We start from the raw sequence: 26,265 nt of genomic DNA on the forward strand, positions 1-26,265 counted from the left end.
TTTCAATAGCAACTAATTGTCCGGGACGGCGGGATGGCAGGCGGAATTGTCTAATGTTTAGTCGTTTGATGATGGCGAATGGCGCGAAATCGTGCAGCCGTGCCGTGCCGCGGTCCGGCCTGCTTTCCTGCATACATTCGTACACCGCGCTTCGCCGCTGGCGTCCTGAAAGGCGAGCGGCTAGGATCGCGCCAGGACGGTCCGCAACGCCAGCCTGGGCGGCGTTTGCCGCGTCCTTAGTCTTGAACAGGGGATGTTTCCATGAAACTGAAATTCGCATCGCTGGCCCTCGCCGCCGGCCTCATCGGCGGTCTCGCACTTTCCAGCCAGGCTGACGCGCAGCAGCGCGTCTTTTTCGGCATCGCGACCGGCGGCACCGGCGGCACCTATTACCCGCTGGGCGGCATGCTGGCCCAGGTGCTGTCGAACAATACCGTCATCGACGGCAAGAAGCTGGCCGCGACTGCCGAGACCGGCAACGCCTCGGTCGCCAACGCCAAGCTGCTGGGCCGTGGCGAGATCGAGAGCGCCTTCATCGCCGCCGACATTCTGGATGCCGCCTACAAGGGCGAGAACCAGTTCAAGGACGGCGCGGTGAAGAACATCCGGGCGCTGGGTGCGCTCTATCCGGAAACCGTGCAGCTCATCGTGCGCGCCGATTCCGGTGTGAAGAAGTTCGCTGACCTGAAGGGCAAGTCGGTGTCCTCCGGCTCGCCGGGCTCGGGCCAGTGGCAGCTGCTGGGCGACCTGCTGGAAGTGCACGGCATGAAGCGCGAGGATGTGAAGGAAGATTTCTCCTCCTTCGCGCAGTCGGTGGACAAGATCAAGGACGGCAACCTCGTCGCCAGCCTGATCACCGCCGGCACGCCGACCTCCTCGGTGCTGGACCTCGCCAATGGCCATCCGATCAGCGTCGTGCCGCTGGCCGGCCCGGAGGTCGAGGCGCTGAAGAAGAAGCAGCCCTATTACGCCTCCGTCACCCTGGCGGCGGACACCTACAAGGGCCAGACCGCGACGGTCGAGACGCTGGCGGTGATGGCGATCTGGGCCAGCCATGCCGATGTGTCGGACGAGGTTGCCTACGCCGTGGTGAAGGCCGCCTACGAGAACACCGAGACGCTGGCCAAGGTGCACACCCAGGGCAAGAACATCACCCTGGCGACGGCGCTGCAGTCGGTTTCCATCCCGCTGCATCCGGGCGCGGAGAAGTTCTACCGCGAAAAGGGCGTACTGAAATAAGCCGGCCCGTTACCACAGGCAGGGCGGCTTCGGCCGCCCTGTTTCTGCTTGTGCTTGCCGGTTGTGCCAGAACGCCGGACGGGAGTGCCTGCGTGCCGCGCATCGGCATCCAGGGCCATCCGGACGGCACGAAGCTGGCGGAGATGGCGGCCGGCCCTGATGGCGGCTTCGCGCTGCGCTACATCCATTCGGTTGCGCTGACCCCGGTGGTTAGCCGCTACCGGCTGGAAGACGGGCACATCGTGCAGATCGCGGAGGAATTCGACCAGCATGGTTTCGGCCTGCCCTACGGCGCCGACCGGCCGGGCGAAAGGTTGGAGTTGCGCGACGGGCGCTTCGTGTTGCATATGCACCGCGCAATGGGGCCGCTCTATGTCCGGGTCAGTGCGCCCTATGGCAACCGGCTGGATGGGACGGAAAGCCTGGATCTGACGCAGTGGGGTGCGCGCCGGCTGGAACTGGTGCCGCTGCCCTGCCGATAAGGTTTTGACGAGGGGAAACAAGGTGACGGATCGCGAGACGCACGCGCAGCCGGAAGAGGCGCTGTCAAAAGACCAGATCGACCGGCTGGTCGAGGAGTACGATCCGGAATCGAATTTCCGCCAGCTGATCGGCGGGGCGGCCATCATCGTCACCGTGATGGGCGTGCTGCTGTCGCTGTTCCATGTCTATACGGCGGGCTTCGGCCTGCTGAACGAGATTGCCCACCGGTCCATCCATCTCGCCTTCGTGCTGGCGCTGATCTATCTGGTGTTCCCCGAGCAGCGGCGTGCCCGCCCGGCGGTGGAATGGCCGGTCAGCCTGGGGTTCGTCGCCTTCTACCTCTACCTTGCCTATGACATGGCGCGCGCGCTGGAAGGCCGGGGCGAGGGCGAGGGGACGTGGATCTTCGTGCTGCTGATCGCAGGCGTGTCCTTCCTGACGCTGCCCTTCAAATTCCTGGGAACGGAGCGCAACCGCATCGCCTGGCGCGACTGGATCATGGCCGCCGTCGCCGCCTCGGTGTCGCTGTATTTCGTCGTCTTCTTCGAGGACATCTTCATCAACCGGGTCGGCGATCCGATCGGCCGGGACTACATGATGGGCGTTCTGGCCATCATCATGGTGGTGGAGGCGACGCGCCGCACCATGGGCCTGTCGCTGCCGATCATCGGCGTTGCCTGCCTGCTCTACGGCATGCTGGGGCCGTATCTGCCGGGCGTGCTGGGGCATCGCGGCTACAGCATCCTGCGCATCGTCAACCACATCTATATCGGCACCGAGGGCATCTACGGTATCGCGGTTGGCGTGGTGGCGACCTATGTGTTCCACTTCGTGCTGTTCGGCGTGCTGATGCAGCTGACCGGCCTCGGCCAGCTGTTCATGAACCTCGCCACCATCGTTGCCGGGCGCTATTCCGGCGGTGCCGCCAAGGTCTCGGTGGTCTCCTCTGGCCTGTTTGGCATGATCTCCGGCTCGTCCATCGCCAACACGGTGACAACCGGTGCGCTGACCATCCCGCTGATGAAGCGCAGCGGCTTCTCGCCGCGTTTTGCGGGCGGCGTCGAGGCCTCGGCCTCCTGCGGCGGGCAGATCACGCCGCCGATCATGGGGGCGTCGGCCTTCGTCATGGCCGAGATGCTGGGCGTGCCCTACAACCACCTGATCCTGATAGCCATCTTCCCGGCGATCTTCCACTATTTCGCCATGCTGCTGATGGTGCATCTGGAGGCCAAGCGCCTCGGCCTGTCCGGCATGGACCGCCGCCACATCCCGATCTTCCTGGAGGTGATGGCCCGGTCCTGGCACCTGCTGATCCCGCTGCTGGCGATGGTGACGCTGCTGCTGATGCAGTACACGCCGTTCCTGGCGGCGTTCTGGGGCATCATCCTCACCATCCTGTGCGGCTACCTGCCGCTGATCCTCAGGCCGCTGGGCTTCAAGTCGCTGGACCCGTCCTCGGCGCTGAAGCCGCGCCAGCTGGTCGAAGGGTTCGAGCTGGGGGCGAAATACGCGCTGGGCATTGGCGCGGCCTGTGCCTGCGTCGGCTTCATCCTCGGCATCGCCACCCTGTCGGGCATCGGCTTCAAATTCTCCGGCGCCGTGCTGCAGCTTGCCTCCTCGGCGGCGGAGACGGTGCTGGCCTTCGACTTCACCGGCTGGATCGGCCAGCAGGGCGTGACGCTGTTCTTCGCGCTGGTGTTCATCGCCATCGCCTGCATCCTGATGGGCGCCGGTATCCCGACGACGCCGACCTATATCATTCTGGCGTCCATCGCTGCGCCGGCGCTGCACGATCTGGGCGTGCCGCTGCTGGTGACGCATTTCTTCGTGTTCTATTACGGCGTTCTGGCCGATGTGACGCCGCCGGTGGCGCTGGCCGCCTATGCCGGGGCCGGCATTGCCGGGTCGGAGCCGATGCGCACCGGCACCACCGCCTTCCGGCTGTCGATGGGCAAGGCGCTGGTGCCCTTCATGTTCGTCTATGCGCCCAGCATGCTGCTGGTGGATTTCACCTGGCTGGAATTCGCTCAGGCGATGCTGAGCGGCCTCTTGTCTGTGCTGTGCCTGTCGGTCGCCTATATCGGCCATTTCCGCGCCGCCGTGTCGGGCTGGACGAAGCTGGCGCTCAGCGTTGCCGGGCTGCTGCTGATCTTCAACGATCTGCGCGGCATCCTGGTCGGCGCCGCCATCGCCGCCCTGGCGCTGGGCGGTAACTGGCTGGCGGCGCGGCGTCTTTCGTCAGCTTAGGACACGGCCCCCGCGCCATAGGTGCCACGCAGCGGCTGACCCTCGGCGAAGCGGGTGAAGCGATAGGGCTGCAGCGGCTGGTCGGCCGGCAGGCCCAGCGCCGCCTGCGCCAGCAGTCGGCCGATCATCGGCGACAGCTTGAAGCCATGGCCGGACAAGCCGAAGGCGACGTTCAGCCCCTCGATGCCGGGCAGCGGCCCTAGCACCGGGTTCCAGTCCGGCGTGGTGTCATAGAGGCCGGACCAGGAGGTCACGAACCGCGCCTCCTCGAATTTCGGCATGCGGTGGGCCAGCGCCTCGCCCTGCTCGACGATCCAATCCAGCGGGATATCGGCATCCACGGTTTCCGGCGAGTCGGTCTCCACGCCTTCGTCGCCTGTGCCGACCAGGATCTGGCTGCCGGAGGTGGAGCGGGTATAGAGCAGGCTGGGCGAGGCCAGATCCTTCAGGATCGGGAAGCGCGGCGTATAGGGCTCATCCACCTCGAAGGCCAGCACGTCATGCCGTGTGATGCTCATCGGCAGTGTGACGCCAGTCCAGCGCGTGAGGTCATGGCTCCACACATTCATCGCCGCCACCACAGCGCCGGCCTGCACATCGCCCTCGGAGGTCTTCAGCCCGGTGACCCGGTTGCCGTCCATCAGCAGCCCTTCGACCGAGACACCCTGGCGGATATCGGCACCGGCGCGCTTGGCGGCGCGGGCGAACCAGCTGGCCGTCAGGTAGGGGTCGGCAAAGCCCGCGCCCGGCTCATAGCCGATGGCGTCGATGTCATCCAGGTTCAGCCAGGGATGCAATTCCAGCGCCTCGGCCTTGTCGATCAGCCGCGCCTCGATACCGATACCGGCCTGATGCGCGATGGCGCCACGCACCGCCTGCGACGACTCCCCCTCGGGCGCCACGATCATATAGCCGCAGCGGATGAAGCCGGCGGAGGCCTCTTCATCGCCGATCATCTCGCCGAAGCCCTCGAACATCTCCAGCGAGGCCTTGGCCAGCGCCATATTCGCCGGTACGGAATAATGCGCGCGCAGCAAGCCGCTGGACTGCGCCGTGGTGCCGGTGGCGATCTGCTGGCGCTCGAACAGCGCGACACGCCCCGCGCCCAGACGGGTCAGGTGGAAGGCAACGGCAGTGCCGATGGCGCCGCCACCAATCACCGCGACATCGTAGCTCTTGCTCATCGTGCGGCCTTCTTCTTCTCGGCGTTGGCGAAATCCAGGCACTCTTCCATGATCGCGGTCAGCACCGTGCGGATCGGCGCGGCATAGGCGGGGTCATAGGGTGTCGGCCAGTTATCCTCACTGACCGGCCCCAGAGGCTCTTCCATGTAGCCACGGCAGCCGAGTTCCATCTGCACCGCATGCACGCCGTCCGCCGGCTTGCCATAGTGGCGGGTGATATAGCCGCCCTTGAAGCGGCCGTTCAGCACGGCGGGGAAGTCGCTTTGCGCGCACTGCGCGCGCACCGCCTCGGCCAGTTCCGGGGCGCAGGAGGCGCCGGAATTGGTGCCGATGTTGAACACCGGCAGCGTGTCCTCGAACAGGCGCGGAATCACCGAGCGGATGGAATGGCAGTCATACAGCACCACGGCCGGGTGGCTTTCCCGCAGCCGCGCGATCTCCGCCGCCAGCGCATCGTGATAGGGCTGGAAATAGGTCGTGCGGCGCGCCGCGATCTCCGCCTCGTCCGGCTCCTCGCCATCCTTGTAGAGCGGCTCGCCATCGAAGCTGGTGAGCGGGCACAGGCCGGTGGTCGCCTGGCCGGGGTAGAGCGATACGCCGGACGGGTCGCGATTCACATCGATGATGGTGCGCGAGATGCCGGTACGCACCAGGGTGGCGCCCATATCGGCCGCGAAATCGTACAGCTTCTCGATCCACCAGTCGGCATCCTTGCGCGCCAGCCAGGGTGAGACCAGCCGGTTCTCGAACGCCGCCGGAATATCCGTGCCGGTATGCGGGAAGCTCAGCACGAGGGGCGCATCGCCCCGGCGGATGGTCAGCCAGTCGGTCATCGGTATTCTCTGTGGGTCGCGGGCATGGGGACGCCTTGGAAGGCCGGAGGTCGATTGTGCGAAGATGAAGCCCCGCCTGCGGATTATGTCTAGACATAATTTTCGCAGCCGAGGAATGATGCGCGCGAATTACGGAGTAGGCACGATGCGCCGGCTGATTTTCGACCATGCCCTGCTGCCCGATGGCTGGGCCGACCGGGTCGCCCTCACGATTGTCGATGGCTGGATCGAGAAGATCGAGCCGGATGCCACGGGCGATGGCGAGCGCATCGCCGGCATTGCCCTGCCCGGCATGCCGGACCTGCACAGCCACGCCTTCCAGCGTGGCATGGCAGGGCTGGCGGAGACGCGCGGCCCGGCCTCGGATTCCTTCTGGACCTGGCGGCAGGTCATGTACCGCTTCCTGGACCGGCTGACGCCGGAGATGGTGGAGGCGATCAGCGCCTATGCGATGATGCAGATGGTCGAGGGCGGCTTTACCGCGCTGGCCGAATTCCATTACCTGCATCACGGCCCGGACGGGCAGCCCTATGCCGACCGGGCGGAGCTGTCGGCCCGCATCGCGGCGGCGGCGCAGGCCAGCGGCATCGGCCTGACCCTGCTGCCGGTGTTCTATGCCCATAGCGGCTTTGGCGGGTTGCCGCCGACCGAGGGGCAGCGCCGCTTCGTGAACGATCTCGATGGCTTCGCGCACCTGCTGGAAGGGGCCGGGAAGGCGCTTGCCACCCTGCCGGATGCGAAGCTGGGCCTCGCGCCGCACAGCCTGCGCGCAGCAACGCCGGAGGAGATCACCGCACTGGCCGGGATGGTCCCGGACGGGCCGGTCCATATCCACATAGCCGAGCAGATGCAGGAGGTCGAGTCCTGCCTCGCCTGGTCAGGCCGCCGGCCGGTTGAATGGCTGCTGGAGAACCAGAAGGTGGACAGGCGCTGGTGCCTGGTGCATGCGACGCACCTGCTGCCGGCGGAAACCACCGCAATGGCCGCATCCGGCGCCATCGCCGGGCTGTGTCCGCTGACCGAGGCCAATCTGGGCGACGGCATCTTCGACGGGGTGAATTACCTGGCGCAGGGCGGGCGTTACGGTATCGGCAGCGATTCCAACATCGAGCTGGATGCGCCCGGCGAACTGAAGATGCTGGAATACAGCCAGCGCCTGCGCGACCGGGGCCGCAACCTGATGGTGCGCGGGCAGGAAGGGGCGTCCACCGGTCGCGCCCTTTACGACGCGGCGCTGGAGGGCGGGGCGCAGGCGCTGGGCCGCCGGATCGGCGCGCTGGCAGCCGGCCACCGCGCCGATATCGTGGTGCTGGATGCCGGTCATCCCGATATCGCGCTGGCGCGCGGCGACCGCTGGCTGGACGCCTATATCTTCGTCGCCGGCAAGGCGGCCATCGACAGGGTCATCGTCGGCGGCGAGCTGCTGGTGACGGGCGGCCGGCACCGCGCCCGCGCCGCGCTGGCCGCCCGGTACCGTACGGCCCTGGCCGGTCTGCGGGCCTGACCAAGTCGCTCCCTCAAGGTCTGAAATCCGGCCGACGTCGAGCGCCGGCCGGATTCCCGGACCTCGAACCTCAGAAGCCGAGATCGCTGGCCGCCACCACATCCGCCGAGGACAGGGTGGACAGGCCGATCAGCGTCACCGTCGCGCCGGAGATCGACAGCTCGACATTGCCTGACACGGTCTGCTGCTGGGCGAGTGCTGCGCTGATCTCCGCCTGGGTCACGCCCTGGATCGCCAGCACGTCGACGCCGGCCACGAAATCCATGATGGTCGGCTCCAGTATGGCGCCGGGGAAGCGCGCGTCGAAGCCGCGCACCACGAACACATCGGCCCCGTCGCCGCCGATCATGGTGTCGCGGCCGAGGCCGGAGAACATGGTGTCGTTGCCGGTGCCGCCGACGATGGAATCCAGCCCCTTGCCGGCGCGCAGCTCGTCATTGTCGAGGCCGCCCAGGATGGTGTCGCCCTGGTTGCCGCCATTGATGTATTTGTCGCCGGTGGTGCCGCTGGCGTCGATGTAATCCTTGCCGAGGCCGGCGACGATGGAGTCGTTGCCATTGCCGGACGTGATGGTGTCCGCGCCGTCGCCGCCCAGCAGCGTGTCCGCGCCGGCGGTGCCGGTCAGGGTCAGGCCGTTGGGATCGGCGCTGTCGTTGTCGGTGACGGTGACGCTGCCGAAGATGCCGTTGCTGGCGGAGAGCTGCCCGCCGCTGACGCCGGTGATCTGGACGTAGAAATTTTCGCTGCCTTCCGCGATCGCGTCGTCGGTGATGGCGATGGCGACCTGCTTCGAGGTCTCGTTGGCCAGGAAGGTGACGCTGCCTTCCGAGACCGCGGTGAAATCCCCGCTGTCGGTCGCAGTGCCCGACACGGTGCGGTAGGTGACCGTCACATTGTGGCTTTGCGCGGAGTCGAGCTGGAATTCCACCAGCGCGTTGCCGCCCTCGGTTGCGAAGGCGTCGCGCACGGTGGCCGTGCCGGTCGGCGTGTCGCCATTCTCGCTCATGCTCAGCAGATAGCTGCCGGCATCGTTGAAGCCGAAATAGGTTTCGGCGGACAGGTAGTAGGTGCCGCCGGCGCTGGGGGTGAAGCTGAGATTGGCCCCGGTCCAGGCGCTGGCGTCCCAGCTGGTGTCGCTGGTGATGTCGTTGCCGCTGGAATCGTAGAGCTTCAGCGAGCCGCCGGCGGTCGCGCCGACCGGCGAGTTCACCGGCGTCATGCTCCAGCTATAGCTGGCTCCGGCGGTCAGTTGCACGGCGAACCAGTCGGCGTCCGGGCTGGTGTTGGTGCCGTTGATGACGCCGGCCGCGGTGCCGCCCGCCGCCAGCGTCGCCGTGGTGGCGGTGGATGCGCCGGCCTCGTCCGCCAGATCGGTGGCCGCGACCCCGTCCACCGTGATCGAGTAGCTGCCGCTGCCGGATACGGCGACGAAATAGCCGGAGGATGGGTGCAAGGCGGTATGGGAAATACTGCTGCCCGAGGTGGCGAGGGTCGAGCTGTCGCTTATCAGGCTGATCGAGGCATTGGCCCCGGAAACAGTAATGTTGTATGTCTCGCCGGAGGCCATCGGCAGTCGAATCCAGTCCACATCGCTGCTGCCGGACAAGGTTCCCGAGACGGTGTAGCCCTTCAGCAGATAGCCCAGACTATCGGCGCTGGCATTATCTCCCCAGTCGGTGGTTTCGTTGATTCCCGCCATTCTGCCCTCCATTTTATGGCTATTAGAGGATGCCTTCCGGTTATTTCCGGAAAGGTGGGAAATTCTATCGCACTGGATATCGGTGGATCAAATTAAAGCGCCGTGACCGGCGGATGAAATTCCGCCGAAAGAACGCCCGGTTACTCCGCGGCGGCGGGGGCGGCGGCCTTTTCCGACGCACCCGTCGGCATCAGGGCTGCGGCCAGCGTGATGATCGCCGCCAGCACGGCCAGTACCAGCATCAGCGTGGCAAAGCCGCCACCGCCCTGGTGCAGCCCGGCGATCATCGGCACGGCGGCGGCGCTGACGCCCAGCGACAGCACATATTTCGCCGCATACATGCGCGAGCGCCACTCCGCCGCCCCATAGCGCGCGACGATGGCGTCATTGATCGGGATCGCGCCGAACACCAGCAACATCATGCCGATGGCGGCCGCGACCATCAGCGTGCCCTCCGCATTGGCGGCGATGAGGAACAGCGGCACCTGCAGCACGATGACGCCGACATAGATCAGCTTCAGCGGGTAGCGGTCGATCAGATGGCCGACGACGATCTGCGCGCAGGCGGCGATGACATAGATCGCGGTGACCAGCGCGCCGATCTGCGTGGTGGTGCCGGCGAATTCCGCTGTGCGCTCGGCGATCAGCTTCGGCAGGCCGACCGTGGTGGCGTGGAAGATGATGCCGCCGCACAGGGTGGCGACGATCACCACGCCGAACAGCAGCTTCATCTGCGAGGGCGTCAGCGCGATATGCGCGCGCGCCGGCTTCTTTGCCGCCCCCTTCGCGGCCTGCCGGCGGGCGAAGACCATATAGGCGATGCCGGTGGCGATGGAGACCAGGCCCGGCAGGATGAACACCGCGCGCCAGCCCCACTGGTCGGCCAGCGCGCCTGCCGTGATACCGGCGGCGGCGACACCGAGATTGCCCCACACGCCATTGATGCCCAGCGCCTTGCCCAGCTTCTCCGCATCCGCGGCGACCATGGCGATGCCGACCGGGTGATAGATCGCGGCGAACAAGCCTATCAGTGTCAGCCCGGCCGCCAGTTCCAGCGGCGAGCGGGCGAAGCCGGTCAGGATCGAGGCCATGCCGATGCCGATGAAGAATACCGACATCATGCCGGTCTTGCTCCAGCGGTCGCCCAGCCAGCCGGCGGGGATCGAGGCTGCGCCGAAGGCGACGAAGCCGAACACGGAGAGCGACAGCACATCGGCGTAGGAGCCGCCGAACACCGGGTCGGCCGCCATCGCCAGCACCGCCGTCGGGAACAGCAGCATGAACAGATGGTCGTAGAAATGGCCGACATTCAGGAACAGGAAGCCGGTCCGGTCGCGATGCACGCTCATGGGTGTCCTCGTTCGCCTTTCAGTGCCGTATGGGGGCGGGGTGGTTGCAGTGTCGAATTCTCTGCTAACCGTCACCCCCGCACTTGTTGCGGGGGTCCAGGGTTCAGCCCACACGGGCGATGCCGAAGCTAGCTGAAGCCTGGATTCCCGGGACAAGCCCGGGAATGACGGTTAGAGCAGGAAATTGATTACGCGTTCCTATCCATCCTCATCTCATCTCGACTCTAGGCCGCGCCGGTGCGACCATCTTGCGATGGTTAGCCAAGAGATATCGCAAACCAGTCAAAACTACCGTCCGAGCCTGGAGGTTAAGGGGCTGGAGGATGTGCCGCGCCCGGTGGTGCCACTGGCCATCGATTTCCCAGACGGGCACATCATCCCGCCGCATGTGCACCGGCGCGCGCAGCTGATCTATGCCGCGCGCGGGGTGATGACGGTCTCGGTGCCAGCGGCGGGCGGCGGTCTCTGGGTGATTCCGCCGCAGCGTGCGCTGTGGATGCCCGGCGGTATCGCCCATTCCATCCGCATGACCGGCGCCGTCGAGATGCGCACGCTCTATCTGAGCGGCGCGGCGGCATCCCGCCTGCCGCCGGATTGCCGTGTGGTCGCCGTGCCGCCGCTTCTGCGCGAGCTGATCCTGCGGGCGATGGATATCCCGCCGTTCTATGAGGAACAGGGGCCGGATGGGCGGCTGATGGCGGTGGTGCTGGACCAGCTGCATGTGCTGCCCATCATGCCGCTGCACCTGCCGATGCCGGCGGACAAGAGGCTGGCCGCGATCTGCCGGGCGCTGCTAGCCGACCTTGCCGACAACCGCGCACTGGAGGAGTGGGGCCGGCAGGCCGGCGCCAGCGTCAGCACGCTGGCCCGGCTGTTCCGGCGCGAGACCGGCATGGGCTTCGCCGCCTGGCGGCAGCAGGCGCGCCTCGTGCGAGCACTGGAGTTGTTGGCCGCCGGCCATCCGGTCACGCAGGTCGCACTCGACCTCGGCTATGACAGTGTCAGCGCCTTCATCGCCATGTTCCGCCGCGCCTTCGGCGTGCCGCCCTCGCGCTATTTCCGGGAGTGAGCGGGACAGGTCTGCGTCCCGCCCCCTTGACCGCGCCGCCGCGCTGGCCGAGACATCATCGGAACAGAAACCAGGGGGAAACAATGGCCGACCAGCCGAGCTACATCCATGTGCGCTATGACGATCACGGGGCGAAGGGCCGCGTTGCGCGCGTGACCATCGCCAATGCGCGCAAGCTGAACACCATGAGCACGCCGCTGATGGAGGAGTTCACCGCCATTTTCGCCGAGCTGGCGCGTGACGACAGCCTGCTGGCGGTGGTGCTGACCGGTGAGGGCGAGAAGGCCTTTGTCGGCGGGGCGAACATCGATGAGATGGCCGGGCTGGACGAGCACAAGGCGCGCGCCTTCATCACCCGCGTGCATGGCTGCTGCAACGCCGTGCGGCAGGTGCCGGTGCCGGTGATCGCGCGGATCAACGGCTATACGCTGGGCGCGGGGCTGGAGCTGGCGGCGGCTTGCGATCTGCGCATCGCCGTGGACAGTGCCGTGTTCGGCATGCCGGAGGTGAAGCTGGGCATCCCGTCGGTGGTGGAGGCCGCCTTGCTGCCCGGACTGATCGGCTGGGGCCGCACCCGCCAGATCCTGCTGCTGGGCGAGAATTTCAGCGCCGCCAAGGCGGAGAAATGGGGCTTCGTCGAGAAGCTGGTGCCTGCCGCCGATCTCGATGCGACGGTCGATGAATGGCTGGCGAGCCTAGTGGAGTGCGGGCCGGTGTCGATCCGGCTGCAGAAGAAGCTGATCCGTGACTGGGAGGACCTGCCGCTGCGCGCCGCTGTGGCCGCCGGCATCGACAGCTTCGCCACCGCCTGGAAGGGCGAGGAGCCGCGCCGCATGATGGATGATTTCCTGAAAGCGCGCGAGGAAAGCCGCAAGGCGAAGTAGGGGGCTGGTTGCTTCGCCTTTGTCATTGCCGGGCTTGACCCGGCAATCCAGGGGCCATGTTCTGTAACGCTACAGGCAAGGCACCGCCCCTGGACCCCCGGGTCAAGCCCGGGGGTGACAGGTCGAAGAGGGTGACAGGTTGGAGAGGTAAGCCTTACCAGCTGGTGACGACCGCGCCCTTGAAGCGGGTCTGGATGAACTCCTTCACCGGCTGGGTGTGGTAGGCCTTCAGCAGGGCGGCGACCCAGGGCTTGTCCTTGTCCTGCTCGCGCACGGCGATGATGTTGGTGTAGGGCGACTCGGCAGTCTCCCGCGCGATGGCGTCATTCACCGGGTCGAGGCCGGCCTCGACGGCGTAGTTGGTGTTCACCGCCGCCGCCGTGACGTCATCCAGCGAGCGCGGCAGCTGCGCCGCGTCCAGCTCGATCAGGCGCAGCTTCTTCGGGTTCTCCGCGATGTCCAGCAGGGTCGGCTTCAGGCCGACACCATCGCGCAGCTTGATGACGCCTTTGGCCTGCAGCAGCAGCAGCGAGCGGCCGCCATTGGTCGGGTCGTTCTGGATCGCCACGGTCGCGCCTTCCGGCAGTTCGTCGAAGGACTTCACCTTCTTCGAATAGAAGCCCATCGGGAACACCACGGTCTGGCCGACCGAGACCAGCTTGAAGCCGCGATCCTTCACCTGATTGTCCAGATAGGGCAGGTGCTGGAAGGAATTGGCCTCGATATCGCCGGACGCCAGCGCGGTGTTCGGCACGACATAGTCGGTGAACTCGATGATCTTGATGTCGAGCCCGTCCTGTGCCGCGACCTTCTTCACCTGCTCCAGGATTTCGGCGTGCGGGCCGGCGGAGACGCCGACGCGGATGGTCTCTGCGGAGGCTGCCGTGGCCAGGCCGGCGGTCAGCAGCAGGGCGGCGAGGCCGCCGAGGATACGCTTGTTCATGAGGGATACTCCTTTGGTTTTGAATGGAAAAATCAGGCGGTGCGCAGGCGCTTGTTCACCCGCCGGGCGAGGCGTTCGCCCAGCGACTGGATGCCCTGCACAAGCACGATGAGGAGGAGGACGACGGCGGCCATCACTTCTGGCATGAAGCGCTGGTAGCCATAGCGGATGCCGAGATCGCCCAGCCCGCCGCCGCCGACCGCGCCGACCATGGCCGAGTAGCCAATCAGGCTGACGAGGGCGAGGGTGAGGCCCAGCAGGATGCCCGGCAGGGCTTCTGGCACCAGCACCTTGGCGATGATCTGCAAGGGGGTGGCGCCCATCGCCTCCGCCGCCTCGACCAGTCCGCGATCCACCTCGCGGATTGCCGTCTCGACGATGCGCGCGATGAAGGGCACGGCGGCCACGGTCAGCGGCACGATGGCCGCGCTGGTGCCGATGGAGGTGCCGGCGACCAGCCGCGTGAACGGGATGATCGCCACCACCAGGATGATGAAGGGCGTCGAGCGGGTGGCATTCACCAGCACCCCGCCGATGCGGTTGAACAGCGGCGCGGCCAGCAGCTCCCCCCGGCCGGAGGTCGCCAGCCAGATTCCGAGCGGCAGGCCCAGCGCCGTGCCGATGGCCCCGGACAGGGCGACCATGTAGAGCGTGTCGAGCGTGGCTTCAGCCAGCAGCAAGAAGAGCTGGTGCGACATGGCCCAGGACCTCCACGGAAAGTTGATGGGACTGGAAAAAGGCGAGCGCGGTGCCCAGCGTCTCGCCATTGGGCAGGGAGACCACCAGCGTGCCGAAGGGCCGGCCCTGGATATGGTCGATACGGCCCGACAGGATGTTGGCGTCGATGTCGTGATGTCGGGCCAGCCGGCTGAGGATCGGTTGGTCCGCGCTGTCGCCGGTGAAGCGGATCAGCAGCACCGCCTCGCCGCCCGGCTGCGCATCGGCCTGCAGCTGGTTGGCCAGGGCCGGCGGCAGGTCAATGCCGGTCACCATGCCGATGAAGGAGCGCGTGGTCGGGTGCTGCGGCCGGGTAAACACCTCGAACACGCTGCCCTGCTCGATCACCCTGCCGGCCTCCAGCACCGCCACCTTGTGGCAGATTTCCTTGATGACATGCATCTCGTGGGTGATGAGGACGACCGTCAGCCCCAGCTTGCGGTTGATCTCGGCGATCAGCCGCAGCACGTCGCGCGTGGTCTCCGGGTCCAGCGCGCTGGTCGCCTCGTCGCACAGCAGCACCTTCGGCTCGGTCGCCAGCGCGCGGGCGATGCCGACGCGCTGCTTCTGCCCGCCGGACAGCTCGGCGGGGTAGCGGTCGCGCTTGTCGGTCAGGCCGACCAGTTCCAGCAGCGGCTCGACCCTGGCTTTGATCTCTGCTTTCGACAGGCCGGCCAGTTCCAGCGGCAGCGCCACATTGTCGAACACGCTGCGCGAGGACAGCAGGTTGAAATGCTGGAAGATCATGCCGATGCCCCGGCGTTCCCGGCGCAGGGCGGCACCGGACAGGGCGGATATCTCCACACCGTCCACCAGCACGCGGCCGGAGGTGGGGGCCTCAAGCCGGTTGATGACGCGGATCAGTGTCGATTTGCCGGCACCCGACCGGCCGATGATGCCGTAGATCTCACCGGCCTCGATGGTCAGGCTGACCTCGTTCAGGGCGGTAACAGCAGGTCCGCCGCGCTTGGGCGGCGGGTAATGTTTGGAGACCTGATCGAGTTGGATCATGTCCTGGGACTCCTGACGTAAGGATGACGGAATGTCCCCGCTGGCGGGCGGGTTCAGTCGTTCTGGAAAAGGGAAAAGGGCCGGGCGCTCTTACGGGAGAGGGCCGGGCTAGGCCGGCTGTCAGGTTCGACAGCGGCAGCGGCGCATTCGGCGGGTGACGCCGGTCAGCGACGGAAATTCAGGCAATAAAAAAAGCGCACACATGGCTCACTCCATCAACAGACGGGAAAACCACGAATACGCTCCGTGGCGCTTTAGCGTTTGTTGACGCGGCGCAAGCTGCTCCCTCAAATCACCGCGAGACAGGTCTCCCTGTCTGCTGGTGAAGATAGGGATGGCGGTTTTTCCGTCAAGCGGAAATGTGCGCAGGAGGGGGCTGAATTTTTTGCAACGCACAATGGGGGGTGAACTATCTCCGCGGAAGAACCGCTTTCTCTTTCGTCATGGTCGGACTTGATCCGACCATCCATTGACCGAGCGAACCGCACTGACCGCTGGACCCTCGGGTCAAGCCCGAGGGTGACGAGAAAGAAGAGGGGAGAGGGGAAGTGCCCCCTACATCACCACCTGGCCGACGGTCAGGCCGCCGCAGACATTCAGCACCTGGCCGGTGACGAAGCCGGCCCCGTCGGACATGAAATAGGCGCAGGCTGCCGCCACTTCCGAGGGCTGGCCGATGCGGCCGACCGGCACGGTGGCGATCAGCGCCTCGGCCTGCGGGCTGCCGGGCGGGTTGGCGTCGCGGAACAGCTCGGTTTCGATGGGGCCGGGGGCGACGCAGTTCACGGTGATGCCGTCGCGCGCCAGCTCCAGCGCCCAGCTCCGCGTGAAGCCGACCACGGCGGCCTTGGTGGCGCCGTAGATGCCGCGCCCTTCCTTGCCCAGCGCGGCGCGGCTGCCGATGTTCACGATGCGCCCGCGCCGCTTTGTCTTCATCGCCGGCAGCACGGCCTGGCTGCATTGCAGCAGCGCGCGCATGTTCACCGCGATCATCTGCTCGAAGGCCGGCAGGCTGGCATGCTCCAGCCGCTCCACGGTGATGAGGCCGGCATTGTTCACCAGATTATCGACCTGATAGGTCTTCGAGATCTCCGCCAGCGCGCGGGCGGTGTCGGCGGCATCCGACAAATCACCGGTCACATAGTCGCCGGGAAAGCCCTCCTTCGGCGCGCTGCGCGACAGGCCGATCACGTGATGGCCGCGCGCCGCCATGTCCTTCGCGAGCGCCAGGCCGATGCCCCGGCTTGCGCCGGTGATGAGGGTGATGGGTTTCGACATTGCTTCCTCCCTGTTCCGCCCCGAGGGTGTGCCTGTAGGCGTGAAAAATTGCCGTCACTTAGTTGTAAAGTTTGCTGACGACTTTGTTTTCTGTCGGTAGCATGATGCCCGCAAGCGCCGGGCCGGCGTCAAGGCGCAAAGGCCGGTATAGAAACATCAAATCCAGGGATCGCCATGTCCAAGCGTGTGCTCATTGCCCAGATCATGCACGAGACGAACACTTTCAGCCTGTTGCCGACGGATGAGGGGGCCTATCGCCGCCGCTATCTGGGCATCGGCGACGAGATTGTCGGGCAGTTCCGCGGCACCCGCACGGAGCTTGGCGGCTTCATCGACGCCGCCGAGCGCTTCGGCTGGACCACGGTGAACGCGGTCGCCGCCAACGCTACCCCCTCGGGCAAGGTAACGGCGGACTGCTGGGCGATGCTGAAGGGCGCCGTGCTGGACGCGCTGGACAAGCAGGGACCGGTGGACGGCATCTGCCTCGCCCTGCATGGCGCGATGGTGACGGAAACGGAGGACGATGCGGAAGGCGCGCTGCTGGAAGCGCTGCGCCGCCGGCTTGGCCCGCGCGTGCCGATCGCCATCACGCTGGATTTGCACGCCAATGTCAGCGACGCGATGGCGGAGAATGCCAATGCCATCATCGCCTATCGCACCTATCCGCATATCGACCAGTTCGAGCGCGCGGTGCAGGCCGCCGACCTGGTGAATGAGATGATGGAGGGCCGGCTGGAGCTCGGCTGTATCGTCGGCCGCCCGCCCTCGCTGGATGGCTGCGACCATGGCCGCACCAGCGCCGGCGTCGGGCCGATGGTCGATCTGCTGGCAATGGCGGCGGAATATGAGAAGGAGACCGGCATCCACGCCATCTCCATCCATGCCGGCTTCCAGTGGTCGGACATCCACATGGCCGGCCCGTCCGTGTCGATCAGCCATAATCCCGCGGTGACGCGGCGCGCGAAGGATATCCTGGATACGCTGATCCGCGAGATCTGGGACACGCGCGACAAACAGACCGTGCATTACCAGACGCTGGACGTCGCGGTGGCCGAGGCGTTGAAGGGCGAGGACGGCACCGGCAAGCCGCTGGTCATCGCCGACCCGACGGACAATCCGGGCGGCGGCGGCTATGGCGACACGACGAACCTGCTGCGCGCGCTGCTTGATGCCGGGGTGAAGAATGCCTGCTTCTGCCCGATCACCGATCCGGCGGCGGTGCAGGCCGGCCAGAAGGCCGGTGTTGGCGCCAGCATCACGGTCGAACTGGGCGGCCATACCGATCCGGCCTTCGGTGCGCCGATCAAGTGCACCGGCGTGGTAAAGCATCTGGGCGATGGCCGCTTTGTGCATGACGGGCCGATGTGGAAGGGCGTGGTCATGCAGATGGGCCCGACCATGGTGCTGGAGGTTGGCGGCATCGAGATCGTCGTTACCACCAACCGTCAGCAGACCACCGACCATCAGGCCTTCCTGACCAACGGCATCGACCCGCTCAAGAAGAGCGTCATCGTGGTAAAGAGCGCGCATCATTTCCGTGCCGCCTTCGAGCCGATCTCCCGTAAGGTCATCGCGGTTGATTCCGGCTCGCTGTGCTCGCACGACTGGTCGCGCTTCGACTTCAAGAAGCTGCGGCGGCCGATCTGGCCGCTCGACGAAGTGGTTTTCTAAGTCCCGACCCGGCACGACAAGAGGAACAGAAATGGCCGAACTGACGCTCTCCAACGGCGCCAAGCTCTATTACGAGGTGCATGGCGATGGGCCGCCGCTGGTGCTGGCTGCCGGCCTGTCGGGCAGCGCCACCTTCTGGAACGTCCATGTGCCGGAACTGTCGAAGCGCTACAAAGTCGTGCTGCACGATCATCGCGGCACCGGGCGCAGCAGCCTGGACCGGATCGAGTATTCGGTGCCGCAGATGGCCGATGACGTGCTGGCGCTGATGGACCATCTCGGCATCGACAAGGCGCATTATGCCGGCCATTCGACGGGCGGGGCGATGGGCCAGCATATTGCGCTGGAACATCCGGAACGCATCGACCGGCTGGTGCTGAGCGCCACCTGGGCCGGCTTCGATGGCTATTTCCAGCAGCTGTTCCGGGTGCGCACGGAAATCCTCGACAGCATGGGGCCGGGCGCCTATCTGCGCGCCAACATCCTGTTCATGCTGCCCAGCGACCATCTGCGCGACAATCCGGATGCCGGGCTGATCACCGACGAGGCGGCGGCGAAGCAGGTGCCGGTGCCGGAGATCGTGAAGTCGCGCATTGCCGCCATCATGGCGCATGACAGGCGCAAGGATGTGCCGACGATCCAGCACAGGACGCTGGTGTTCGGCGCGCGCGACGACATGGTGACGCCGGCCTATCTGAGCGAGGAGCTGGGCCGCCTGATCCCCAACGCCGAGACGGTCATCCTGCCGCATGGTGGGCATTTCTACCCGGCCGTCCATCCGGAGCGCTTCCGCGAGGTGCTGACCGGCTTCCTGGAAAGCTGACGCGACGGAAATCTCCCGCTGCCGCGTACAAGGGAAAAGGCATCGCCCTTGGAATGCCTTAGTTGCCGCCTACATTGTGTGTTAAGAACGGCTCGCAGCATTTGTCTACCGGGAGAGCAAGCATGAGCGCTGGCACATTTCTTTCTGCCGCCGGCACCACAGACACCGCGAAGAAGCTGGCGCTGCCCAAGCTGGCAATGGTTGCCGGGCTGGCGCTGCTGGTCGCCGCCTGCGCGCAGCCGACGCCCTACAAGCCGCGGCTGGACAGCTCGACGGGCTTTTCCGAGCAGCAGATCGAGGGCAACCGGTTCCGCGTGACCTTCTATGGCAATGACGTGACGCCCCGCGAGACGGTGGAGAATTACCTGCTCTACCGCGCCGCCGAACTGACGCTGCAGCGCGATGGCGACCATTTCGTCCTGGTCGAGAAGGATATCGAGCGCATCACCGATTATCACGGCAATGCCGGCTGGCCCGGCGGCTACAGCGTCTATGGCAGCCGCTGGCCCGGCAGCTATGGCTATGGCATGGGCTGGAGCACCAACAGCTACGCGCAGAACCGGTACCGCGCCTATGCCGATATCCTGATCTTCAAGGGGCGGACACCGAAGGACGATCCGAAATCCTACGATGCCCGCACTGTGATCGAACAGCTGGGGCCGACGGTCCGATACCCGCAGCCGCGCTGACCCTCACGCCATCAGTCGTCGTCCGACCTGCCGGCGCCGAAGGCGTGCGGCAGCAGGTTGGGGTCGATATCGGCGCCCTGGGTTTCCGGGAAGCCCTCGACGCCGCCAAGCCGCGTCGAATCGCGCTTCGCTGTCGCCGGGCTCTGCATGTAGAGCGTGATCAGCTCCGCCAGATTCTCCAGCGCGCTTTCATGCACCCGCTCATAGCCGTGCGAGGCGTCGATGCCGAAGGTCAGCAGCGCGGTGCGGATGTCATTGCCGGCCTCCACCGCCGAGGCGCCGTCGCAGCGGTAATAGCGGAACACGTCGCGCTGGTGCGGGATGCGATGATCCTTCGCCAGCCCGATCAGCTTGTGCGTCAGGTGATAGTCGAACGGGCCGGTCTGGTCCTTCATCGCGATGGTCACGCCGGTTTCGCGCGAATTCTGGCCCGGCGCGGTAGTGCCATTGTCGATGCTGACCAGCTCCGCCACGTCGCCATGCAGCACGGCGGAGGCACCCGATCCCACCTCCTCGGAGATGGTGAACAGCAGATGGCAGTCCATCGGCAGCTCCATCTCCGCTTCCTTCACCGCCTTGGCGGCGGCCAGCATGACGGCAGCACCCGCCTTGTTGTCGAGATGGCGCGAGACGATGTAGCCGGTCTCCAGGAATTCCGGCTGAGGATCGATGGCGACATAGTCGCCGATATTCACACCTAGCTTCTCTAGGTCAGCGCGACTTTCCGCCTGCGCGTCGATGCGCAGCTCGACATGGTCCCAGCCGACCGGCTGGGTATCGATCTCGCGGTTGAAGGTATGGCCGGAAGCCTTCAGCGGCAGGATGGTGCCGCGATAGGCGCTGTCGTCGGTGAATAGGGTGACGCGCGCGCCCTCAGCGAAACGGGCCGACCAGTGGCCGATCATCACCAGCTCCAGCCGGCCGTTCGGCTTCAGGTTCTTCACCATGGCGCCCAACGTGTCGAGATGGCTGACCACGGCGCGGTCGGGGCTGTATTGCCGGCCCGGCAGGTCGGCGCGGATGGCGCCGCGCCGGGTCAGCTCATAGGCGATGCCGAGCCGCTCCAGTTCGCGGCTGACGAACAGCACGACCTGATCGGTGAAGCCGCTCGGGCTGGGGATGCACAGCAGCTCGCTGAGTACCCCCTTTAGATAGGCCATGTCGATGGTCGGCTTGTGCATGATATCCCCTGTGGTTTCGGTTCCCTGGTTTTGGGTTTGCGACGGTTCTCCGTCTTTCCTGTTCCCGTTAGCGCATGTCCTTCGGCGGCCAGCGGTCGATGGCGGTCTGCGGGAACAAAAGGTCGATGAAGCGTTCCGCCGTCGGCTGCGGCTCGTGATTGGCAAGGCCGGGCCGTTCGTTCGCCTCGATGATCGCATAATCGGGCCGGGCCGCGCTGGGGACGATGAAATCCAGCCCGACCACCGGAATGTCGATGGCCCGCGCCGCCTTCACCGCCGCATCGACCAGCGCCGGATGCAGCTGGTCGGTCACATCATGGATGGTACCGCCAGTGTGCAGATTGGCGGTCTTGCGCACCAGCAGCGTCTCGTTCTCCGGCAGGATGCTGTCCAGCTCATAGCCGCCCATGGCGACGCAGCGCTCGGTCTCCACATCCATCGGAATGCGGCTTTCCCCGCCGGTCGCGGCGGCGCGGCGGCGGATCAGCTTCTCGATCAGCTGCTCCACCGTATGATGGCCGGTACCGGTGATCGAGGGCGGCCGGCGCACAGCGGCGGCCACCAGCTTGAAGCCGATGACGATCAGTCGCAGATCCTCGCCCTGTACCAGCTCCTCGATCAGCACCGTGTCACAGGTGCGGCGCGCCGTCTCGATGGCGGTCTTCAACTCCTCGACACCGCGCACATCGACGCTGATGCCGCGCCCCTGTTCGCCGCGCGCGGGCTTCACCACCACCGATTTGTATTCCTTCAGGAAGGCGATGTCGGCCTTGGTATCGCCGGCGGTGCGCTGGGCCGGCACGCGCAGCCCTTCCTTCTCCATCAGGCGGCGGGTCACCGCCTTGTCGTCGCAGCGGCTCATGGCGACGGCGGTGGTCAGCTCCGACAGGCTCTCGCGGCAGGTGATGGACCGCCCGCCATGGGTCAGCTTGAAGAAGCCGCCCTCGGCGTCCAGCACCTCGACGCCGATGCCGCGCCGCCGTGCCTCGTTCACCAGCAGCATGGCGTAGGGGTTCAGATTCTCCTCGACCGGCGGGCCGGCGAACAGCTTCTCGTTGATCGTGTTCTTGGTCTTCACCGCGAACACCGGCACGCGCTGGAAGCCCAGCTTCTCGTACAGGCCGATGGCCTGGTCATTATCGTGCATCACCGACAGGTCCATATAGGCCCGCCCGCGCGCCGCGAAATGCTCCGCCAGATGGCGCACCATCGCCTCGCCGATGCCGGGATAGGGCGCCTGCGGATCGACCGCCAGGCTCCACAGGCTGCTGCCGTTCTCCGGGTCCCTGAAGGCATTCACATGGTCGATGCCGGTGACCGCGGCCAGCACCTTGCCGGTCGCCAAATCTTCGGCCACCAGGAAGGTCAGGTGCTTCTTCATCCGGTTGGTCCAGAAGAAGGCCGGATCGACCTGCACCATGCCGCGCCCGGCATAGATGTCGTTCACCGCCTGGGCATCGGCGATGGTGCGCAAGCGGCGCACGGCGAAGCCCTTGGGGCGGCGGCGTGCCGGCCGATAGGCTGACATCTGAAGCCGGTAGGTGTGCGAGGGGTCGAGGAACAGCGCCTGCGGCGCCTTCGCCAGCAGGACATGCGGTTCATGCACATAGAAGGCGATGTCGCGGCGGCCCGCCGGTTCCTCGCGCAGCAGCTCCACCAGCCTGTCGCCATCGGTGAAGGTGTGGGCGAAGATCAGCCGGCCCCAGCCGCAATCGATGGCGGCGTCACGCGGCCAGTCCTCGCCCTTGATGCGGTCGCCCTGGCGCGTGGCCTCGCGCAGGCTGACGGCGGTGTGGCGCTGCAGCCGCTCGTTGCCGCCGCGCTGACGGCGGGGCGGGGCGGGGCGGGGATTGGTCCTGGCGGTCATGATGGTCATTCCTCTTGTCCTCCCTCGCGGAAGCGGGCTTACGCCTGGTTCTGCTGCAGCCAGAGTTCCAGCAGCGCGCACTGCCACAGCTTGGAGCCACGCAGCGGCGTCAGATGCGCGTCTGGGTCCTTCAGCAAGGTCTCGACATAGTCCGGGTTGAACAGCTTGCGGTCGCGCGCGGCCTGCGAGGTCAGCGCGTCGCGCACCATCTCCAGGAACGGCCCGCGCAGATATTTCAGCGCCGGCACCGGGAAATAGCCCTTCGGCCGGTCGATCACCTCCTTCGGGATGACCTTGCGGGCGGCTTCCTTCAGCACATACTTGCCGTCGCCTTCCACCTTCATCTCCGGCGGAATGCGGGCGGCCAGCTCCACCAGCTCATGGTCCAGGAAGGGCACGCGCGCCTCCAGACCCCAGGCCATGGTCATGTTGTCGACGCGCTTCACCGGGTCATCGACCAGCATGATGGTGGTGTCGAGGCGCAGCGCCTTGTCCACCGCCGTATCGGCGCCGGCCATGCCGAAATGCTCGGCGATGAAGGCGCGGCTGTGGTCGCCATCGACGAAGCGCGGATCGACCGCCTTGCCGAATTCCGCATGGGTACGGTCGCAGAAGACGCGGGCGTAATCCTCCACCGCCGCGTTGCTGTTCATCAGCGGCGGGTACCAGTGATAGCCGGCGAACACCTCGTCGGCGCCCTGGCCGCTCTGCACCACCTTCACATGCTTCGCCACCTCCTGGGACAGAAGATAGAAGCCGATGGCGTCGTGGCTGACCATCGGTTCCGCCATGGCGGCGATGCAGTTCTGCAGCTCCGGCAGAGCGCGGCTGGAATCGACGAACAGCTGGTGATGGTCGGTGCCGAAATGCTTCGCCACGATGTCGGAATACTGGAACTCGTCGCCGCGCTCCTCGCCGACCGTCTCGAAGCCGATGGAGAAGGTCTTCAGATCCTGCTGCCCCAGATTGGCCAGCAGCCCGACCACCAGGCTGGAATCCAGCCCGCCGGACAGCAGCACGCCGACCGGCACGTCGGCAACCAGCCGGCGCTTCACCGCCGTGGTCAGCGCGTCCAGCGTCTTTTCCTGCCAGTCCTCGAAGCTGAGATTGGCCTCCTCGGCGCGGCGCGTGAAGCTGGGCCGCCAGTAGCAGTGCTGCTTGCGCGCACCATCCGGCTCGATGATCATCAGCGTCGCCGGCGGCAGCTTGCGCACGCCCTTCAGGATGGTGTAGGGCGCCGGCACGACGGCGTGGAAGCTCATGTAATGATGCAGCGCCACCGGGTCGATGTCGGTATCGACCGGCTCGCCCGCTGCACGCCCGGCCGCCAGCAGCGCCGGCAGGGAGGAAGCGAAGCGGAAGCTGCCCGGCGTCTCGGCATAATAGAGCGGCTTGATGCCCAGCCGGTCGCGCGCCAGCGTCACGCGGCCGCTGTCGCGTTCGGTAACGGCGAAGGCGAACATGCCGTGGAAGCGCGACACGCAGTCCGGCCCCCAGGCGTGGAAGGCCTTCAGCACCACCTCGGTGTCGCCGGTGGAGAAGAAGCGGTAGCCCTTGGCCTCCAGTTCGGCCATCAGCTCCCGGTAATTATAGATGATGCCGTTGAAGACGACCGTGAGGCCAAGGCCGTTATCCACCATCGGCTGCTGTGCGCGCTCGGTGAGGTCGATGATCTTCAGCCGCCGGTGGCCCAGCGCCACCCGTCCTTGCAGGAACAATCCCTCGCCATCCGGCCCGCGCGGGGCCATCCGGTCGGTCATCGCCGCAATCGCGGCGCTGGAAGCGGGGTGATCGTCGAACCGGATTTCACCGGCAATGCCGCACATCTATCTGTTCTCCGTTCTTGGTTTCGTGTCCTTGAAACGGATGACGGGAGGCAAGGTTCGCAAGACCGTCAATATTACAGTCAGTATGCCTTGGCAGAGACAAAATGATAACCGCCGGAACCCGCATTTCTGCGTCCGTCATCGATTTTTCATGGAGTAATGGATTGGTCGATTGTGATCGAAGGGATCGGGCGATGCGGCCCTGTGCTGTGGAGGATTTCACCACGGCGCAGCGCTGCCTGTTACATTACCTAGGTAGGTAATCGCTCAATTCAAGGAAAATATTGAATTTTATCGAATGATTGTAGGAGAGATATTATCTGATCGTCATGGTCGGACTTGATCCGACCATCCAGCGTACGGCGCCGCTACTCTGGACCCTCGGGTCAAGCCCGAGGGTGACGATGGGAGAAAGAGCCCTTTCTGTGCCGGGCAGGTCAAGCCCGATCATGACGAAAGAGAAAGGGGGCGAAAGAAGGGGAGCCTCCCTCACACCGGCTTCAGCAGGGTGTGGCGCTTCTTGCCGGCGGACAGCTTCAGCACGCCATCGGCCAGGTCAGCGGGGGAGAGGGCGGCGTTCTCGTCGGCGATCACCGCATCGTTCAGCCGGGCGCCGCCGCCCTTGATGAGCCGGCGAGCCTCGCCATTAGAGGCCGCAAGGCCGGCAATCCGCAGTGCCTCATAGGCGGGCAGGCCAGCGGCCAGCTGCGCCTGCGGGATTTCCACCGTCGGCAGGCCTTCGGCAGTGGCGCCTTCCTCGAAGGTGCGGCGCGCGGTCTCGGCGGCCTCGTTCGCGGCATCCGCGCCGTGGCAGAGCTTCGTTGCCTCGAAGGCCAGCACCTTCTTCGCCTCGTTGATCTCCGCCCCTTCCAGGGCTTCCAGCCGGGCGATCTCGTCGAGCGGCAGTTCGGTGAACAGGCGCAGGAAGCGGCCGACATCGGCATCCTCGGTGTTGCGCCAGAACTGCCAGAAATCGTAGGGCGACAGCCGGTCGTCATTCAGCCAGACCGCGCCATTGGCGGTCTTGCCCATCTTGGCACCGGACGCCGTGGTGATCAGCGGGCTGGTCAGACCAAACAGGCTGGCATCCTCGACCCGGCGGCCCAGCTCGATGCCGTTCACGATGTTGCCCCACTGGTCGGAGCCGCCCATCTGCAGCTGCACGCCGCCGCGCCGCCACAGCTCCACGAAATCGTAGGCCTGCAGGATCATGTAGTTGAATTCGAGGAAGCTCAGCGACTGCTCGCGGTCCAGGCGGATCTTCACCGACTCGAAGCTCAGCATCCGGTTGATCGAGAAATGCCGGCCGTAATCCCGCAGGAACGGGATGTATTCCAGCTTGTCCAGCCAGTCGGCATTGTTGACCATCACCGCGTCGGTTGGGCCGTCGCCGAAGGTGAGGTACTTGCCGAACACCCGCTTGATGCCGTCGAGGTTGCGCTGGATGTCCTCGTCGGACAGCAGCTTGCGCGCCTCGTCGCGGAAGGAGGGATCGCCGATCTTGGAGGTGCCGCCGCCCATCAGCACGACCGGCTTGTGGCCGGTCTTCTGCAGCTGGCGCAGCATCATGATCTGCACCAGCGAGCCGACATGCAGGCTGTCCGCCGTGGCGTCGAAGCCGATATAGGCCGGCACCGGCTTACCCTGTGCCATCACGCCGTCCAGCGCCTCGATGTCGGTGCACTGGTGCATATAGCCGCGCCCGACGATGGTGCGCAGGAAATCGGACTTCGGGGTCGCGGTAGGGCTGGTCATGGCGCCACTCGGC

21 protein-coding genes and 1 riboswitch are annotated in these 26,265 nt (G+C 66.0%); of the genes, 9 read left to right on the top strand and 12 right to left on the bottom strand.

Annotation, left to right across the window (positions count from 1 at the left end; genetic code table 11):
- Positions 1-261 precede the first annotated feature (261 nt).
- The 3 genes from MK313_RS03750 (at position 262) to MK313_RS03760 (ending at position 3,969) form a co-directional block, all read left to right on the top strand.
- Complete coding sequence (locus MK313_RS03750; RefSeq protein WP_287780164.1) at positions 262-1,239, top strand: TAXI family TRAP transporter solute-binding subunit; 978 nt, start codon at positions 262-264, stop codon at positions 1,237-1,239.
- A gap of 92 nt (positions 1,240-1,331) precedes the next feature.
- On the top strand, positions 1,332-1,721 hold the full coding sequence (locus MK313_RS03755) for a DUF1850 domain-containing protein (RefSeq protein WP_287780165.1): 390 nt from the start codon (positions 1,332-1,334) through the stop codon (positions 1,719-1,721).
- A gap of 22 nt (positions 1,722-1,743) precedes the next feature.
- Positions 1,744-3,969: a TRAP transporter permease gene (locus tag MK313_RS03760; protein WP_287780166.1), complete on the top strand. Its 2,226-nt coding sequence runs from the start codon at positions 1,744-1,746 to the stop codon at positions 3,967-3,969.
- On the opposite strand, the gene MK313_RS03765 is transcribed toward MK313_RS03760, so the two are convergent.
- Positions 3,966-5,153 carry an NAD(P)/FAD-dependent oxidoreductase gene (locus tag MK313_RS03765; RefSeq protein ID WP_287780167.1) on the bottom strand — a complete coding sequence of 396 codons (1,188 nt, stop codon included), beginning with the start codon at positions 5,151-5,153 and terminating at the stop codon, positions 3,966-3,968. The two genes, MK313_RS03760 and MK313_RS03765, sit on opposite strands and share 4 nt — an antisense overlap.
- Complete coding sequence (gene hutG / locus MK313_RS03770; protein WP_287780168.1) at positions 5,150-5,986, bottom strand: N-formylglutamate deformylase; 837 nt, start codon at positions 5,984-5,986, stop codon at positions 5,150-5,152. Before hutG ends, MK313_RS03765 begins: the two co-directional genes overlap by 4 nt.
- Before the next feature lie 145 nt (positions 5,987-6,131).
- Here hutG and MK313_RS03775 point away from each other — a divergent pair, with 145 nt between their 5' ends.
- A complete protein-coding gene (locus MK313_RS03775; RefSeq protein WP_287780169.1) occupies positions 6,132-7,490 on the top strand; it encodes a formimidoylglutamate deiminase in 1,359 nt (452 codons plus the stop codon).
- Positions 7,491-7,560: 70 nt separating this feature from the next.
- Here the strand turns inward: MK313_RS03775 and MK313_RS03780 are convergent, their stop codons facing one another.
- Positions 7,561-9,189, bottom strand: coding sequence for a Calx-beta domain-containing protein (locus MK313_RS03780; RefSeq protein WP_183077824.1), 1,629 nt, complete (start codon positions 9,187-9,189; stop codon positions 7,561-7,563).
- Between the two features lie 140 nt (positions 9,190-9,329).
- Positions 9,330-10,538, bottom strand: a complete 1,209-nt coding sequence (locus MK313_RS03785; protein WP_287780170.1) for an MFS transporter — start codon at positions 10,536-10,538, stop codon at positions 9,330-9,332.
- 325 nt (positions 10,539-10,863) lie between these two features.
- On the opposite strand from MK313_RS03785, the gene MK313_RS03790 reads away from it, so the two are divergent.
- Entirely contained in the window at positions 10,864-11,607 is a 744-nt protein-coding gene (locus MK313_RS03790; RefSeq protein ID WP_287780171.1) for an AraC family transcriptional regulator, read from the top strand.
- Positions 11,608-11,690: 83 nt separating this feature from the next.
- Positions 11,691-12,491 (top strand): enoyl-CoA hydratase, encoded by an 801-nt coding sequence (locus tag MK313_RS03795; RefSeq protein WP_287780172.1) that lies wholly within the window; start codon positions 11,691-11,693, stop codon positions 12,489-12,491.
- A gap of 154 nt (positions 12,492-12,645) precedes the next feature.
- Here the strand turns inward: MK313_RS03795 and MK313_RS03800 are convergent, their stop codons facing one another.
- The 4 genes from MK313_RS03800 to MK313_RS03815 form a co-directional block, all read right to left on the bottom strand.
- Positions 12,646-13,434, bottom strand: coding sequence for a MetQ/NlpA family ABC transporter substrate-binding protein (locus MK313_RS03800; protein WP_287780173.1), 789 nt, complete (start codon positions 13,432-13,434; stop codon positions 12,646-12,648).
- Between the two features lie 32 nt (positions 13,435-13,466).
- Positions 13,467-14,132 (bottom strand): methionine ABC transporter permease, encoded by a 666-nt coding sequence (locus tag MK313_RS03805; RefSeq protein ID WP_287780174.1) that lies wholly within the window; start codon positions 14,130-14,132, stop codon positions 13,467-13,469.
- The gene (locus MK313_RS03810; RefSeq protein WP_287780175.1) at positions 14,101-15,162 is read right to left on the bottom strand and encodes a methionine ABC transporter ATP-binding protein; all 1,062 of its coding nucleotides are present in this window, start codon (positions 15,160-15,162) and stop codon (positions 14,101-14,103) included. The genes MK313_RS03805 and MK313_RS03810 overlap by 32 nt, the downstream gene beginning before the upstream one ends.
- A gap of 234 nt (positions 15,163-15,396) precedes the next feature.
- A riboswitch (SAM riboswitch) is annotated at positions 15,397-15,471 on the bottom strand.
- Between the two features lie 246 nt (positions 15,472-15,717).
- Positions 15,718-16,440 carry an SDR family oxidoreductase gene (locus MK313_RS03815; protein ID WP_287780176.1) on the bottom strand — a complete coding sequence of 241 codons (723 nt, stop codon included), beginning with the start codon at positions 16,438-16,440 and terminating at the stop codon, positions 15,718-15,720.
- A 174-nt stretch (positions 16,441-16,614) separates the two neighbouring features.
- Here MK313_RS03815 and MK313_RS03820 point away from each other — a divergent pair, with 174 nt between their 5' ends.
- The 3 genes from MK313_RS03820 (at position 16,615) to MK313_RS03830 (ending at position 19,623) form a co-directional block, all read left to right on the top strand.
- Positions 16,615-18,111 (top strand): M81 family metallopeptidase, encoded by a 1,497-nt coding sequence (locus tag MK313_RS03820; RefSeq protein WP_287780177.1) that lies wholly within the window; start codon positions 16,615-16,617, stop codon positions 18,109-18,111.
- 31 nt (positions 18,112-18,142) lie between these two features.
- The gene (locus MK313_RS03825) at positions 18,143-18,934 is read left to right on the top strand and encodes an alpha/beta fold hydrolase (RefSeq protein ID WP_287780178.1); all 792 of its coding nucleotides are present in this window, start codon (positions 18,143-18,145) and stop codon (positions 18,932-18,934) included.
- A gap of 122 nt (positions 18,935-19,056) precedes the next feature.
- Complete coding sequence (locus MK313_RS03830; RefSeq protein WP_220660201.1) at positions 19,057-19,623, top strand: YgdI/YgdR family lipoprotein; 567 nt, start codon at positions 19,057-19,059, stop codon at positions 19,621-19,623.
- Positions 19,624-19,634: 11 nt separating this feature from the next.
- Here MK313_RS03830 and MK313_RS03835 read toward each other — a convergent pair whose 3' ends face one another.
- From MK313_RS03835 to tyrS, 4 genes are all read right to left on the bottom strand, one after another.
- Positions 19,635-20,804: an osmoprotectant NAGGN system M42 family peptidase gene (locus MK313_RS03835; RefSeq protein WP_008942795.1), complete on the bottom strand. Its 1,170-nt coding sequence runs from the start codon at positions 20,802-20,804 to the stop codon at positions 19,635-19,637.
- 67 nt (positions 20,805-20,871) lie between these two features.
- A complete protein-coding gene (ngg, locus tag MK313_RS03840) occupies positions 20,872-22,671 on the bottom strand; it encodes an N-acetylglutaminylglutamine synthetase (RefSeq protein ID WP_416054107.1) in 1,800 nt (599 codons plus the stop codon).
- Between the two features lie 38 nt (positions 22,672-22,709).
- Positions 22,710-24,497 carry an N-acetylglutaminylglutamine amidotransferase gene (locus tag MK313_RS03845; RefSeq protein WP_287780180.1) on the bottom strand — a complete coding sequence of 596 codons (1,788 nt, stop codon included), beginning with the start codon at positions 24,495-24,497 and terminating at the stop codon, positions 22,710-22,712.
- 489 nt (positions 24,498-24,986) lie between these two features.
- Positions 24,987-26,252, bottom strand: a complete 1,266-nt coding sequence (gene tyrS / locus MK313_RS03850) for a tyrosine--tRNA ligase (protein WP_287780181.1) — start codon at positions 26,250-26,252, stop codon at positions 24,987-24,989.
- Positions 26,253-26,265: the final 13 nt, after the last annotated feature.

Origin of the sequence: Oceanibaculum sp. (genome assembly GCF_022449305.1) — a bacterium.
In the GTDB taxonomy this organism is placed as follows: domain Bacteria; phylum Pseudomonadota; class Alphaproteobacteria; order Oceanibaculales; family Oceanibaculaceae; genus Oceanibaculum; species Oceanibaculum indicum.

What these genes read in the sequence shown, in the direction of transcription:
- MK313_RS03750 (WP_287780164.1), top strand. Translation starts at nt 262, where the DNA reads ATGAAACTGAAATTCGCATCGCTGGCCCTCGCCGCCGGCCTCATCGGC.
- MK313_RS03765 (WP_287780167.1), bottom strand. Translation starts at nt 5,153, where the DNA reads ATGAGCAAGAGCTACGATGTCGCGGTGATTGGTGGCGGCGCCATCGGC.
- hutG (WP_287780168.1), bottom strand. Translation starts at nt 5,986, where the DNA reads ATGACCGACTGGCTGACCATCCGCCGGGGCGATGCGCCCCTCGTGCTG.
- MK313_RS03775 (WP_287780169.1), top strand. Translation starts at nt 6,132, where the DNA reads ATGCGCCGGCTGATTTTCGACCATGCCCTGCTGCCCGATGGCTGGGCC.
- MK313_RS03780 (WP_183077824.1), bottom strand. Translation starts at nt 9,189, where the DNA reads ATGGCGGGAATCAACGAAACCACCGACTGGGGAGATAATGCCAGCGCC.
- MK313_RS03785 (WP_287780170.1), bottom strand. Translation starts at nt 10,538, where the DNA reads ATGAGCGTGCATCGCGACCGGACCGGCTTCCTGTTCCTGAATGTCGGC.
- MK313_RS03795 (WP_287780172.1), top strand. Translation starts at nt 11,691, where the DNA reads ATGGCCGACCAGCCGAGCTACATCCATGTGCGCTATGACGATCACGGG.
- MK313_RS03800 (WP_287780173.1), bottom strand. Translation starts at nt 13,434, where the DNA reads ATGAACAAGCGTATCCTCGGCGGCCTCGCCGCCCTGCTGCTGACCGCC.
- MK313_RS03805 (WP_287780174.1), bottom strand. Translation starts at nt 14,132, where the DNA reads ATGTCGCACCAGCTCTTCTTGCTGCTGGCTGAAGCCACGCTCGACACG.
- MK313_RS03810 (WP_287780175.1), bottom strand. Translation starts at nt 15,162, where the DNA reads ATGATCCAACTCGATCAGGTCTCCAAACATTACCCGCCGCCCAAGCGC.
- MK313_RS03815 (WP_287780176.1), bottom strand. Translation starts at nt 16,440, where the DNA reads ATGTCGAAACCCATCACCCTCATCACCGGCGCAAGCCGGGGCATCGGC.
- MK313_RS03820 (WP_287780177.1), top strand. Translation starts at nt 16,615, where the DNA reads ATGTCCAAGCGTGTGCTCATTGCCCAGATCATGCACGAGACGAACACT.
- MK313_RS03825 (WP_287780178.1), top strand. Translation starts at nt 18,143, where the DNA reads ATGGCCGAACTGACGCTCTCCAACGGCGCCAAGCTCTATTACGAGGTG.
- MK313_RS03830 (WP_220660201.1), top strand. Translation starts at nt 19,057, where the DNA reads ATGAGCGCTGGCACATTTCTTTCTGCCGCCGGCACCACAGACACCGCG.
- MK313_RS03835 (WP_008942795.1), bottom strand. Translation starts at nt 20,804, where the DNA reads ATGCACAAGCCGACCATCGACATGGCCTATCTAAAGGGGGTACTCAGC.
- ngg (WP_416054107.1), bottom strand. Translation starts at nt 22,671, where the DNA reads ATGACCGCCAGGACCAATCCCCGCCCCGCCCCGCCCCGCCGTCAGCGC.
- MK313_RS03845 (WP_287780180.1), bottom strand. Translation starts at nt 24,497, where the DNA reads ATGTGCGGCATTGCCGGTGAAATCCGGTTCGACGATCACCCCGCTTCC.
- tyrS (WP_287780181.1), bottom strand. Translation starts at nt 26,252, where the DNA reads ATGACCAGCCCTACCGCGACCCCGAAGTCCGATTTCCTGCGCACCATC.